10 protein-coding genes are annotated in these 12,857 nt (G+C 64.6%); 9 read left to right on the top strand and 1 reads right to left on the bottom strand.

Translation table 11 applies throughout. The features are described 5' to 3' along the window. Window positions 1–2: 2 nt before the first annotated feature. Window positions 3–1,418, top strand: coding sequence for an FAD-binding oxidoreductase (locus BW995_RS17440; RefSeq protein ID WP_076401706.1), 1,416 nt, complete (start codon window positions 3–5; stop codon window positions 1,416–1,418). Between the two features lie 72 nt (window positions 1,419–1,490). On the opposite strand, the gene BW995_RS17435 is transcribed toward BW995_RS17440, so the two are convergent. Continuing rightward, on the bottom strand, window positions 1,491–3,842 hold the full coding sequence (locus BW995_RS17435; protein WP_076401705.1) for a PAS domain-containing hybrid sensor histidine kinase/response regulator: 2,352 nt from the start codon (window positions 3,840–3,842) through the stop codon (window positions 1,491–1,493). A gap of 246 nt (window positions 3,843–4,088) precedes the next feature. Here BW995_RS17435 and BW995_RS17430 point away from each other — a divergent pair, with 246 nt between their 5' ends. The 8 genes from BW995_RS17430 to BW995_RS17395 all read left to right on the top strand — a co-directional run bounded on the left by BW995_RS17430 (window position 4,089) and on the right by BW995_RS17395 (window position 12,769). Next, on the top strand, window positions 4,089–6,887 hold the full coding sequence (locus BW995_RS17430) for a methyl-accepting chemotaxis protein (protein WP_076401704.1): 2,799 nt from the start codon (window positions 4,089–4,091) through the stop codon (window positions 6,885–6,887). A gap of 113 nt (window positions 6,888–7,000) precedes the next feature. Continuing rightward, the gene (locus BW995_RS17425) at window positions 7,001–7,840 is read left to right on the top strand and encodes a CheR family methyltransferase (protein ID WP_076401703.1); all 840 of its coding nucleotides are present in this window, start codon (window positions 7,001–7,003) and stop codon (window positions 7,838–7,840) included. Then, on the top strand, window positions 7,840–8,388 hold the full coding sequence (locus BW995_RS17420; RefSeq protein WP_076401702.1) for a chemotaxis protein CheD: 549 nt from the start codon (window positions 7,840–7,842) through the stop codon (window positions 8,386–8,388). Before BW995_RS17425 ends, BW995_RS17420 begins: the two co-directional genes overlap by 1 nt. Further along, window positions 8,385–9,410 carry a chemotaxis protein CheB gene (locus BW995_RS17415; protein ID WP_076401701.1) on the top strand — a complete coding sequence of 342 codons (1,026 nt, stop codon included), beginning with the start codon at window positions 8,385–8,387 and terminating at the stop codon, window positions 9,408–9,410. Before BW995_RS17420 ends, BW995_RS17415 begins: the two co-directional genes overlap by 4 nt. Window positions 9,411–9,426: 16 nt before the next feature. Further along, on the top strand, window positions 9,427–9,816 hold the full coding sequence (locus BW995_RS17410) for a response regulator (RefSeq protein ID WP_076401700.1): 390 nt from the start codon (window positions 9,427–9,429) through the stop codon (window positions 9,814–9,816). Then, on the top strand, window positions 9,813–10,097 hold the full coding sequence (locus tag BW995_RS17405) for an STAS domain-containing protein (protein WP_076401699.1): 285 nt from the start codon (window positions 9,813–9,815) through the stop codon (window positions 10,095–10,097). Before BW995_RS17410 ends, BW995_RS17405 begins: the two co-directional genes overlap by 4 nt. Before the next feature lie 4 nt (window positions 10,098–10,101). Beyond that, complete coding sequence (locus BW995_RS17400; protein ID WP_076401698.1) at window positions 10,102–12,231, top strand: chemotaxis protein CheA; 2,130 nt, start codon at window positions 10,102–10,104, stop codon at window positions 12,229–12,231. Continuing rightward, entirely contained in the window at window positions 12,224–12,769 is a 546-nt protein-coding gene (locus BW995_RS17395) for a chemotaxis protein CheW (protein ID WP_245821520.1), read from the top strand. The genes BW995_RS17400 and BW995_RS17395 overlap by 8 nt, the downstream gene beginning before the upstream one ends. Window positions 12,770–12,857 lie beyond the last annotated feature (88 nt).

Raw genomic sequence — 12,857 nt, 5'->3', positions numbered from 1 at the left:
TTATGACTGCTCCGTTGTTTGCCTCTGTTGCCCCTGCCCCGTCGCCGTCGGCTGATGCTCTGGCCGCCTGCCTCGACGATCTGCGTTCGCTGCTGGGCGATCGCCTGAGCACCGCTCAGGTGATCCGGGATCAGCATGGCCGTGACGAGAGCTATCACACCCCCGCGGCCCCCGATGCGGTGGCCTTTGCCCTGACCACCGACGAGGTGGTGGCGATCGTCAACACCTGCTCCCGCCATGGGGTGCCGATTATCCCCTTTGGCACCGGCACCTCGCTGGAAGGTCACATTGCCGCCCTGCATGGCGGGGTGTGCGTTGACGTGTCGGGCATGAACGCCATCCTGTCGGTGCGGCCTGCCGACATGGATGTGACGGTGCAGGCAGGCGTCACCCGCAAGCAACTGAACGAATACCTGCGCGATACCGGCCTGTTCTTCCCGATTGATCCCGGAGCCGATGCCTCGCTGGGCGGCATGGCCTCGACCCGCGCCAGCGGCACCAACGCCGTGCGCTATGGTACCATGCGCGAAAACGTCCTGTCGCTGACCGTGGTGCTGGCCGATGGCCGGGTGATCCGCACCGCCCGCCGTGCCCGCAAATCGGCGGCGGGCTATGATCTGACCCGGCTGTTTGTCGGTTCGGAAGGCACGCTGGGGATCATCACCGAAGTCACCGTCCGCCTGTATGGCATCCCCGAAGCGGTGGTCGCCGCCGTCTGCCCGTTCCCCGATGTTGGCGCGGCGGTCAATACGGTGATCGACACCATTCAACTGGGCATCCCGGTGGCCCGCGTCGAATTCCTTGATGAAAACCAGATGGATGCGGTCAACCGCTTTTCAAAGCTGTCCTATGCGGTGACCCCGACCCTGTTCTTTGAATTCCACGGCAGCGACGAGGCCATTGCCGCACAGGCCGAAACGGTCAAGGAGCTGGCTGCCGCCCATGGCGGGGTCGATTTCCAGTGGACCGCCAACGCCGATGAGCGCGACAAGCTGTGGCACGCCCGCCATAACGCCTTTTACGCCGCGCTGGCGCTGAAGCCTGGCAGCAAGGGCATTTCGTCCGATACCTGCGTGCCGATTTCCCGACTGGCCGATTGCGTCATCGAAACCAAGCACGACCTGCAACAGAGCTTCCTGAAAAGCACCATGGTCGGCCACGTCGGCGACGGCAATTTCCATGTGCTGTTTCTGGTCGATCCCGACAGCCCGCAGGACATCGCCGAAGCCAAGCGCCTGAACTCGCGGCTGGTGATGCGGGCGATCGAGATGGACGGTACCTGCACCGGCGAACATGGCATCGGCCACGGCAAGCGCGACTATCTGACCCACGAACTGGGCGACGCGATGGACGTGATGCGGGCGGTCAAGGCCGCGCTGGACCCGCAAAACCTGTTCAATCCCGGCAAGATCATCTGAGATCGACAACGAGGGGAACAGGATCGTGGAGTGCTGCTCCACACCTTGCCGGGGGCATCGTCCCCCGGCAGCTTACCAGCCAATGGCCCCGGCCCCCGAACTTTCCGCCAGCGCCCGCCGCAGTTCCAGCAAGGCCCGGTCAAGGGCCGCAGGCAAGCGGGCCAGCCATGGCTCAGCCTGGGTCCAGACATTATCCAGCGCGCAGGTTTCCAGCCGCCCGGCCAGGTCCTGCACTTCCCGCAGCCCCAGACCACCGCTGGTGGATTTCAGGTCATGGGCGTGGGGAATGGCCTGCGCCGCCGTGATCGAGGGGCGACACAGTGCCTGACAAGCCTCACGCGCTTCCCGGCTGTAATCCCGGATGATGTCCTGCAGCAACGGCATCCCCAGTTCATTGACCATCGTCTGCAGGCGCTGGAAGTCCAGCACGTCAACCACCACCGGCTTTGCATCGCGCTGGCCGGATGCCTGCAGGGTCAACTGCTCGATGGTCTCGAACAACTGGGCCGAGCTGATCGGCTTGGACAAAAAGGCGTTCATCCCGGCCACCAGACAGCGGTCGCGCTCGTCCTGCAACACGTTGGCGGTCAGGGCAATGATCGGCAGGGTCTGCCCCAGCGCACGGATCGCCTGCGTGGCGGCAAGGCCATCCATATCCGGCATCAGCATGTCCATCAGGACCACATCGAACACCTGCGTACGCGCTGCCTCGACCGCAGCCCGGCCATCCCCGACCATCACCACCCGGTGCCCACGCCGCTCCAGCATGGCGCGGACCACCTTCTGGTTGATCGGATTGTCTTCGGCGACCAGAATGGTCAGGGATTGCGTCATGGTCATCAGCGGGCGGGATGCCTTGCTCCGTTCCTTGCCCGTCTCTGGCCCGGACCGACTGTCACCCGCCGCAATCGCCACCGGAACCTCGAACCAGAACAGGCTGCCTTTCCCCGGCTCGCTGGAACAGCCAATCCGGCCCTGCATCAGGTCAACCAGCCGCTTGCAGATCGCCAGTCCCAGCCCGGTACCGCCATAGCGGCGGGTAATCGACGGATCAGCCTGCCGGAACGACTGGAACAACCGCGGCATCACCTCGGCGCTGATGCCAATGCCGGTATCCTGCACCTCGATCCGCAAGGTCGCCGTGGCATCAGGATTGAGGTCGCAGGCGACCGACACGGTGACCGACCCGTGATCGGTGAACTTGATGGCGTTGCCGACCAGATTGAGCAGCACCTGCCGCACCCGCGTCGGATCACCGACCATCGCCTCTGGCACGGTCGGGGCCATGGACAGCCCCAATTGCACCGACCGCTCGCGGGCGCGGATGTGCAACAGGTCCACCACCCCCTTGGCCAGACGCCCGGGCTGGAAGACCAGCTTCTCCAGCTCCAGCGCGCCCGCTTCCAGCTTGGAGAAATCGAGCACGTCGTTGATCATCGACAGCAGGCAGTCACCCGAAAAATGGATCGTTTCCAGCGCATCGCGGTGGTCCTGCTCGTGGACCTCTTCCAGCAGGTGGGAGGTCATCCCCAGAATGCCGTTCAGCGGAGTGCGGATTTCATGGCTGATCAGCGCCAGAAAATCGCTTTTCACCAGCGCGGCCTCGTCGGCGGCATCCTTGGCATGTTGCAACTGGCGATGGGCGGCGGCCAGCTCCAGTTCGGTCAGCTTGCGGACGGTGATATCCTCGATGGTGCCTTCGTGATACAGCACCTGCCCGGTGGCATCGCGCAGGGTGCGCACGTTGACCGCAATCCAGATGCCGCGCCCATCCTGACGGCGGGCGGCGGTTTCAAAATGCTGCAGCTCCTGCCCCTCGGCCAGTGCCTGCACAAAGGCCTGGCGGGTGGCTTCATCGGTCCAGCAGCCGGTAAAATGTATCGAACGCACCAAAGCCTGTTCGTCGGTAAAGCCAAACAGGCGCACCAGCGCCGGATTGGCGCTGATGAAATCACCGCCCGGCGTAATCTGGAAAATGCCTTCGACCGAATTCTGGAAGATCGAGCGGTATTTGGTCTCGATATCCGCCGCAATTTCCTCGTGCAGCTTGCGGGCGGTAATGTCTTCCATCGTCCCGGCAATCACCCGCACCGTCCGGCCATCGGCCGCCATCACTGGCCGCAGGGTTTCCCGCCCCCACAGCAGGACGCCATCATTGCGACGAATGCGGACTTCGCTGGCAGGGACCATGCCTCCCGTGGCAAGCACCTGCTGTACCTGCCGGGTTTCGCCGGCAAAAACATGGATGTCATTGAACAGGTTGATCCGTGCGACCAGCAGGTCTGCCGGACAGGCATAGCCCAGCAGAGTGGCAAAAGCCGGATTGGCGGACAGAATCACCCCGTCAAGGCTGACACTGAACACGCCGATTGCGACAGCTTCAAACAGGTCCTGAGTCAGAACAAGACTGTCTGCGTTCGCCATATCCGAACCCACCTTTCCTGCGATCTGGCTACCTGAAACCAGCAAAAACAACCAAGGGTAACAAATACTTGAAGATCACCCGCAGAATCTTGGCTTACGAGCCAAAAAATGCGCTCCTCTTTCTGATAAAGCATATTTTCATGGCGGATTAAACTGTGTTCAAACCTTGCGAGCACTTATACTCCCTGGCTGCATGGTCTTTTTTCCCTATCACCGTCCCGCTGCTGTCGACTCCACGAGGCCCTGATGCTCAACAACGTGCCGATTGCCCGCAAGCTTGCCCTGTTGTGTGCGGTCTTCCTGATCCCGGTGATCCTGTTGGCATGGCTGTTACTGGACCACAGCGGCAAGGCGATCAATTTCGCCCGCAAGGAAATAGACGGCACAGTCTATATCGATTCGATCACCGATGCCATTGACCCCCTGACCCGGGGACATTGGGAAGCATTGAATGCCGATGGCGACAACCTGGGCCCAACCATCAGCGCCGCCTTGAAAAAGGCCGACAGCCTGATCGACAGCAGCGAGCAGCGTTTCGGGGCCACCATGCTGAGCAGCGCTCAGGCCGCCACCGCCCGTCAGGGCCTGTCGGCCTACATGGCGTCGGGACAACAAGGGGCGCAGTTCGGGGCCGAATCACATCTGGCGGCGCTGAAAGCCCTGCGGGATCTGGTTTCCCGCGTCGGGGACCATTCCAACCTGATTCTCGATCCTGATCTTGACAGCTATTACGTGATGGATCTGGTGGTCCTGCGCATGCCGACCCTGATCACCAATCTGGAAAAGGCCACCGCCGTGCTGTGGACCATGCGGGCGGCCACCCCGATCGACCAGCAGCGGTTCATGGATTTGCTGGCGCGGGCACGCTCGACCGTCGAGTCGATGGAGGGCGCGATCGCTATCGCGGTGGAAAACAACGACGGCGGCCAGTTGGCGGCCTCGCTGCGTCCGTCGTTCCTCAAGGCTGCTGACAGCATCAACGCCTATATCCGCACGCTGGAACTGACTGCCCGCATGGTACAGGGCGGACTGGACTTTGACCGCAGTGACATCATCAGCTCGCATACGGTGATGCAGTCGGCGGTGATCCAGCTGTGGAAAGACGGCCTGTCCTCCTTGACCGTTCTGCTGGAGGCCCGTATCAGCAGCCTGCGCACCGAGCTCTGGGCCAGCCTGAGCGCCAGTATTCTGGCGCTGTGTCTGGCCGGTGTGCTGGCGGCGATGATTGCCCGCGGCATCAGCCGCCCGCTGTCCGAACTGCAACGGCTGATGGCCCGGCTGGCTGACGGCGAGACCGGGATTTCGGTCCCCGCACGCGGTCGGCAGGACGAGGTCGGCCAGATGGCCAAGGCGCTGGACGTGTTCCGCGAAAATGCCGTACGCACCCACCGCATGAAAGCGGCGCTGGACTGCGTCGGCACGCCGGTACTGGTGGTGTCTTCCGATGGCACCCTGACCGACATGAACAATGCCGCCCGCCAGCATTTCCACAGCCACAGCGCCGCCATCAGCAGTGACATCAAGGGCTTCAGCCTGACCGATGCCCTCGGCACGCCGATCCGGCAGGTGTTCCCCAAACCGGCCTTTCACGACATGCTGAGCAATTGCCCGCAAGGGGCACAGCGCGGCCAGATTGATCTGGGCAGCCGATCGTTTGACGTGCGGGTCAATACGGTGACCACCGAGCGGGGCGAACATCTGGGGATGGTCTGCGAGTGGATCGACCTCAGCGAACGCCTGCGGATGGAACGCGACATTGCCCGTCTGGTTGACTGCGGGATTTCGGGTGATTTTTCGCAACGGCTGGACGTCGACAGCCAGCGCGGTTTCCTGCGCAGTCTGGCCGAACGGATGAACAACTTTGTCGATACGGTCAGCGAAAGTTTGGGTGAGCTGGTCGAGGTCAATGGCGTGCTGGCGCAAGGCGACCTGATGCGCCGGATTGACCGCCCCTACGAGGGCGCCTTCCAGGCTCTGGCCGACAACACCAACCAGATGGCCGACCGTCTGGCCGATATCGTGCGCAAGATCGCCGAATCCGCCCATGCGGTCCACAATGCCTCAGCGGAGATTGCCCAGGGCAGCGAAGACCTCGCCACCCGCACCGAACAGCAGGCCGCCAACCTCGAAGAAACCGCCGCCGCGATGGAAGAACTGGCGGTCACCGTCCGCCAGAATGCCCACAGCGCCCAGCAGGCCGACGAACTGGCCAGCGAAGCCCGCCTTGCGGCGGAAAAGGGTGGCCGGATCGTTGGCCCCGCGGTCACCGCCATGGGCCGGATCGAGGAAAGCTCGGGCAAGATTTCCGAAATCACCACCGTGATCGAGGAGATCGCCTTCCAGACCAACCTGCTGGCCCTGAATGCCGCCGTCGAAGCGGCGCGGGCAGGCGATGCCGGGCGCGGCTTTGCGGTGGTGGCCGCCGAAGTCCGCCAACTGGCCCAGCGCACCAGCCGCTCGTCAAAGGAAATCAAGGAGCTGATCCAGCGGTCCAACGTACAGGTCCAAGACGGCGTCAAGATGGTGGGCGAAGTTGGCAGGGCTTTGGAGGGGATCGTGGAGTCGATCACCTCGGTGGCGGCGATCATCGGTGAAATCGCCTCGGCCAGCCGGGAACAGTCTTCCGGGCTGGACGAAGTGAATGCCGCCGTCACCCAGATGGATGAAATGACCCAGCAAAACGCCGCGCTGGTCGAAGAAACCACTGCTGCCGCTCATTCGCTGTCGGTGCAGGCCGAGGCGCTGGTCGATCTGGTATCCTATTTCCGGGTCGATGATCATCATACCCCGTCCCATGGTTACAGCTATGGCTGGCAGGGCACCTCTGGCTGGCAGGATGCCGATGTCGAAGATGTCCATCACCTGTCCCATCGCCCGCGTCCCGGCCTGAACCGCCCGCAGGCAACCGCCCCGGCGCGCCCGATGATGTCGGCCCCCGGCCTGTCCCGACCGGTGGCCGTTACCCGCCAGCGTCCGCCTGCCCCCCGCCCGTCTGCGCCGCACCATCCGGGCTTTGAGCAGGATGCCGACTGGTCGGAGTTCTAAGAGGTGCGCGAAAGGTGGACGCCGGTTTTCGCTCCAACGCGGCGGCCACACAGCTCTGGAACACGCTTTCCCTGACAGCTTTGCTGCTGCCCCTGTAGTCTTTCAGGAAGCCCATGCCCGTTCTCGACGACTGGAACCTGCCGTTTACCGACAGCGACTTCTCGTTCATCGCCCGGCTCGCCCGCCAGAGCAGCGGGATCGACCTGAGCGACAAGAAGCGCGACATGGTCTATGCCCGTCTGTCAAAGCGCGTGCGGGCGCTGGGGCTGGTGTCCTTTCAGGACTATTGCGCCGTGCTGGCCGCAGACCCCCATGGCCCGGAAACCACCGCCGCCCTGAATGCCATCACCACCAATCTGACCCGCTTTTTCCGCGAACCCCACCATTTCGACCATTTCGCCCGTCAGGCCCTGCCCGATATCCTGCACGGCCTCCGGACCAACCCGCGACGTTTGCGGCTGTGGTCGGCGGGTTGTTCCAGTGGCGAAGAACCCTATACGCTGGCGATGGTTCTCAGTGCCGCCCTGCCCTCGCTCGCCGGGTGGGATGCCCGCATTCTGGCCACCGACATCGACACCGATGTCCTTGGCCGGGCCGCCGCCGGGGTCTATGGCACCCATGAGCTGGAGCGGGTTCCACCCGACTTCCGCCAGCGTTTTTTCCACCCGCACAGCGACGGGCATTTTATCGTTGATGAAAAACTGCGCCAGCTGATCGCCTTCAAACCACTGAACCTGATGCACAGCTGGCCGATGCACGGTCCGTTTGACGCCATTTTCTGCCGCAACGTTGCCATTTATTTCAGCCGGGCCGACCAGACCCGGCTGTTTGAACGGATGGCCGACCTGTTGCGCCCGAATGGCTATCTTTATATTGGCCATTCCGAGAACCTGTTCGGCCTGTCCAACCGGTTCCAGCTGGTTGCCCGTACCATTTACCGGAGGCTGCCGTGATGCCGTCATCCGCTGGCCTGTCGCTGTTGTACTATGACCGCGCCTTTGGCGGGACCGTCCGGCGGGTGCCGCAAGGGGCCTGTGTGCTGGCCGAACAGGACGAGGTGCTCGCCACCCTGCTCGGCTCCTGCGTTGCCGTCTGCCTGCGCGACCGGACGCGCGGCATTGGCGGGATGAATCATTTCCTGATGCCCTCCCCCGGCGGCGACCAACCCCTGTTCCCGGCCCATGCCGATCATCCCTATGGTGAAGACGCCATGGAGCATCTGTTGTCTACCCTGCTGGCACAGGGCGCCCAGCGCGACACACTGGAAGCCAAGGTGTTTGGCGGTGCTGAAATGGTTCCGGTGCTGGAGGGCGTCGGCAAACGCAATGCCGATTGCGCCTTGCGCTTTCTGAACGGGCAAGGCCTGACCCCGGTCGCGCAGGATCTGGGCGGAACCGCCTCGCGGCGGGTTTATTTCCAGCCCTGCACCGGCAAGGTGTGGGTGCGGCGGCGGCAGGCCCAACAGACAAGACCCGCCACCAGCGGGGGAACCCCGTCATGAAGCCGCTGCGGACCCTGATCATTGACGACTCGGCGCTGGCCCGTGACATGATCACCGCCGCCCTGTCCCGTGCCCCGGACATCTCGATTGTCGGAGCCGCTGCTGACCCGCTGCTGGCCCGCCGCCAGATTGCCCAGCTGGCCCCCGATGTGCTGACGCTGGATGTGGAAATGCCCCGCATGGACGGGCTGGCCTTTCTGCGCCAGTTGATGCGACTGCATCCCTTGCCGGTGGTGATGGTCTCGTCACTCACCCGCGAGGGCGCCGCCGCCACCGCCGAAGCCTTTGCCCTGGGGGCGGTGAACGTGGTCGGCAAACCGACCGCACTCGGAGCCGCCTTTGACGCGCTGGCCGAAGAGCTGATTGCCAAGGTCCGGCTGGCCGGACAAGCCCACGCCCAGCCTCATCCGGTGATTCAGGCACCACCGCCCTCACTGGGCAGTCCGCCGTTCCTGTCCCGTCTGTGCGTTCTGGTTGGCGGCCTTGGCTGCCTGCCCACCATGCTGGAGGTGGCCAGCCACTGGCCCGCCGGAGCCCCGCCCCTGCTGCTGGCCCCCCGCCTGCCGCTGGTCGCCCCGGATCACCTTGCCGCCCTGCTGCGGGCCCGCACCACGCTGCCGGTCCACATCGCCGCCGACGGTCTGCCGCTGAGCTGTGGGAGCATCATTCTGATCCCGGGTGAACAGGAAACCACCATCGCCACAGCCCCCCCCGGCCAGCCGGAGCCATGGCAGTTGCGCTGCCTGCCCCGCCCGTTGTCACACCCGCATGACCACCTGCTGCGCTCCCTCGCCATCGCCGCCCACGGACAGGCGATTGCCGTCCTGCTGAGTGGCGAGTCCACCGATGGTGCGGAAGGATTGCAGCACGTCCACCACGCCGGAGGACAGGCTCTGGTGCAAGGCTCCTCGGGCTGCCTGTTCGCCTTTGCCCGTCAGGATGCCTTGCGCCGCATCCCCGATCTGCCTATCACCCCGATACCGCATCTTGTTTCCCGCCTGCTGACCTTGTGCCGGACGTAAAGAGAGAACTGCCATCATGCCGACCGCCCATACCCTTGCCGTTCTCGTCGTTGATGACCATGCCAGCATTCGCGGGCTGACCCGCCACGGGTTGAGCCAAATCGGTGTCAGCGATGTTGTCGAGGCCGCCAACGGCACCGAAGCCCTTGCCGCGCTGGGGCAAAAACGCTTCGATCTGGTGATTGCCGACTGGACCATGGACGGCATGGACGGTCTGGATCTGCTGGCCCGCCTGCGTGCCAACCCGATCATTGGCCGCACGCCCTTCATCCTGCTGACCGCCCGCAACGATGCCGACTCTGTGCGCACCGCCATTGCCGCCGGGGTCAACAACTACATCGTCAAGCCGTTTGACGTGCCGACCCTGCGCAGCAAGATCGAAGCCGTTCTCGGGCCACTGGCATGAGCACCCGCGTCGAACTGCCCGCCCTGCTGACTCCGGGGGATGCGGTGATGCTGCGCAACAGCCTGCTGGCGGCGCTGGCAACCAGCGGGCGGATCGAGGTTGACGCCAGCGCCGTCCAGCACCTGTCGGTGCAGGGCGTGCAGGTGCTGCTGTCCTTTGTCGCCAGTGCCAACGCCACTGCCCACCCGTGGGTGCTGAAAGCCCCGTCCGAGGATCTGGTGGCCCAGCTGGAAAGCTATGGCCTGTTTCCCCAGTTGATGACCTGGCCGGTCGAGGTCTGAGCCGATGAGTGAACTTGACCGCCTGCGCCGCACCTTTTTCGATGAATGCGAAGAGCTGCTTGCCAGCCTGCAAGACAGCGTGACCGCACTGGCGGCCCCGGATGCCGGTGGCCAGCACGCCGCCGCCGTCGCCGCCGCCTTTCGCGCCGCCCATTCGATCAAGGGCGGTGCCGGTGCCTTTGGCAGCGGCATACTGGTCGAGGTCGCCCACCTGACCGAAACGGTGCTCGACGCCATCCGCTCGGGCCGGATGGCCCCGTCGGATGCGCTGGTCGGAACCCTGCTGCGGGCGGGCGATGCACTGGCCGATTGCGTCAGCGCCGACCGCGACGGTGTTCCGCCGCCGGAAAACCCGCCGGTGCTGGCCGAGCTGCGTCGCCTGCTGGGAACGCCCGCCGACAGCACCCCGCCAGCGGCACCAGCCAATACCCTGCCGGATTTCCCGGTCATCCGCGCCGACACGGCCCCGGTACCTCCGGCGCCCCCAGCGGCTCCGCCCCCCCGCGTCTGGACCATCGACTTTGCCCCCAACGCCAAGGCGCTGGCGGCGGGCCATCAGCCGTTGCTGGTCCTGCGCGCCCTGAAAGCGCTGGGACCATTGCAGACTGTCTGCGACAGCAGCCACATCCCGCCACTGGACGCGCTGGAGCTGACCGAAAGCTATCTGCGCTGGACCCTCTCGCTGACCACCGACATTGCCCCCGAAGTGGTGGCCGAGCCGTTCGCCTTTGTCGCCCCGCTGTGTCCGCCACAGATCACCGCCAACGATGGCAGCCGGATCGGCTTTGACCCGTTGGGGGTTGGCAGCCTGCTGACCACGGATAGCCCCGCCCCTGTGCAAGAGGTAGACCCCACTCCCCTGCCCGAGCCGGTTTCCCCCGAAACAGACCCCCCGCTGGACCCGGTGCGGCCATGGGCAGGGCCACAGCAGGCGGCGTCGTCCATCCGCGTCGATGTCGAACGCATCGACCGGCTGGTCAACATGGTCGGCGAGCTGGTGATCACGCAGGCGATGCTGGCGCAACAGGCACAAGGTCTGGCGGAAGACCGCTTCCCGATGCTGTTCCAGGGGCTGGAAGACCTGGCCAGCCATACCCGCGAGTTGCAGGAAAGCGTGATGGCCATCCGCGCCCAGCCGGTCAAAAGCGCCTTTGCCCGCCTGCCCCGGCTGGTGCGCGAAACCGCGCAGGCGCTGGGCAAACGGGCTCGCCTGATCCTGATCGGCGAAGAAACCGAAGTCGATAAAAGCGTGGTCGAGGGCCTGAGCGACCCGTTGATGCACCTGATCCGCAACGCCATCGATCACGGCATCGAACCCCCGGAAGAACGCCGGGCGGCAGGCAAGCCCGAGGATGGCACCATCACCGTACTGGCCGAACACCGCTCTGGCCGGATCGTGATTCAGGTCTCTGACGATGGTGCCGGGATCAATCTGGCGGCCATCAAGCGAAAGGCCATCGAACAGGGCCTGCTGCCCAGGGGCGCAGACCCCAGCGACGACGAGCTGTACGAGCTGATGTTCCATCCCGGCTTTTCAACCGTCGAGCTGATCAGCAACATCTCGGGGCGGGGCGTTGGCATGGACGTGGTGCGCGCCAACGTCAACGCGCTGGGCGGGCGCATTCTGGTCCGCTCGTACAAGGGACGCGGCACCGCCTTTGCCCTGACCCTGCCGCTGACGCTGGCGGTGATGGACGGCATGCTGTTGCAGGCGGGCGATGAGACCTATGTCCTGCCGATCGCCAACATTCTGGAAAGCCTGCAACCGGCTGCCGACGCCATCCATCATCTGGTTGGCCGTGGCCCGGTGTTGTCGGTGCGCGGGCAGTATACCCCGATGGTCGATCTGGCCCGCATGTTCGGCCATCGTTCGGACCCGTGCGACCCGACCCGCGCACTGGTGGTGCTGTGCGAAGCCGAGGATGGCGGCAAGGTGGCACTGGTGGTTGACAGCCTGATCGGCCAGCAGCAGGTGGTGATCAAAAGCCTGGAACGCAATTACGGGCACTGCGAAGGCATTTCGGCGGCGACCATTCTGGGCGATGGCCGGGTTGCCCTGATTCTCGATGTCGCCGGGCTGCGCCTGCTGGCCGCCCGCCGTCATCGCCGCGAGGGAGACGATCCGCATGGCTGATACCCTGTTCACGCCGTTTTTCAACGACGGCATCCCCACGACCGACGATGACACCCCCAGCGGGCCGATGCAGCAGTACGTCAGCTTTACCGTCGGCGGCAGTGAATTTGCCGTCGATATTCTGGCCATCCGTGAATTCAAACGCTGGACCGAAACCACTCCGCTGCCCAACACCCCGCCCTATGTGCGGGGAGTGATCAACCTGCGCGGGGTGGTGGTGCCGATTTATGACCTGCGCGCCCGTTTCGGACAGGGGCCGACCCAGCCCACCGCCACCCATGTGATCATGATGGTGGCGGTCAGTGAGCGCACCGTCGGCCTGCTGGTCGATGCCGTTGATGACGTGTTGACCGTGCCCCAGTCGGCGCTGTCGGCGGTGCCGGAAACCGACTCCACCGCCAGCCATCCGTTCCTGCAGGCGGTGCTGACCATCGACGAGCGGATGATTGCCGTCCTCGGGCTGGAGCGGTTGTTTTCCGGCGAGGTGGTGCCGCCCCTGCCGCTGGGGCCGTCGCCGGTCAGCAGGCAATCCCCGTGAACGGGCGTACATTTCCCTTGTCGCCACCGGTTGCCCTCGTTAGTTTCAATGCCCCGGGCTGGCCGTCGCCAGCAATCCATCCCGGCCG

The organism is Insolitispirillum peregrinum, from assembly GCF_900156605.1.
GTDB classification, from domain to species: domain Bacteria; phylum Pseudomonadota; class Alphaproteobacteria; order Rhodospirillales; family Rhodospirillaceae; genus Insolitispirillum; species Insolitispirillum peregrinum.
This window is presented reverse-complemented; position numbering and strand designations above follow the sequence as displayed.

What these genes read in the sequence shown, in the direction of transcription:
- BW995_RS17420 (WP_076401702.1), top strand. Translation starts at nt 7,840, where the DNA reads ATGCCGTCATCCGCTGGCCTGTCGCTGTTGTACTATGACCGCGCCTTT.
- BW995_RS17435 (WP_076401705.1), bottom strand. Translation starts at nt 3,842, where the DNA reads ATGGCGAACGCAGACAGTCTTGTTCTGACTCAGGACCTGTTTGAAGCT.
- BW995_RS17405 (WP_076401699.1), top strand. Translation starts at nt 9,813, where the DNA reads ATGAGCACCCGCGTCGAACTGCCCGCCCTGCTGACTCCGGGGGATGCG.
- BW995_RS17395 (WP_245821520.1), top strand. Translation starts at nt 12,224, where the DNA reads ATGGCTGATACCCTGTTCACGCCGTTTTTCAACGACGGCATCCCCACG.
- BW995_RS17410 (WP_076401700.1), top strand. Translation starts at nt 9,427, where the DNA reads ATGCCGACCGCCCATACCCTTGCCGTTCTCGTCGTTGATGACCATGCC.
- BW995_RS17430 (WP_076401704.1), top strand. Translation starts at nt 4,089, where the DNA reads ATGCTCAACAACGTGCCGATTGCCCGCAAGCTTGCCCTGTTGTGTGCG.
- BW995_RS17400 (WP_076401698.1), top strand. Translation starts at nt 10,102, where the DNA reads ATGAGTGAACTTGACCGCCTGCGCCGCACCTTTTTCGATGAATGCGAA.
- BW995_RS17440 (WP_076401706.1), top strand. Translation starts at nt 3, where the DNA reads ATGACTGCTCCGTTGTTTGCCTCTGTTGCCCCTGCCCCGTCGCCGTCG.
- BW995_RS17415 (WP_076401701.1), top strand. Translation starts at nt 8,385, where the DNA reads ATGAAGCCGCTGCGGACCCTGATCATTGACGACTCGGCGCTGGCCCGT.
- BW995_RS17425 (WP_076401703.1), top strand. Translation starts at nt 7,001, where the DNA reads ATGCCCGTTCTCGACGACTGGAACCTGCCGTTTACCGACAGCGACTTC.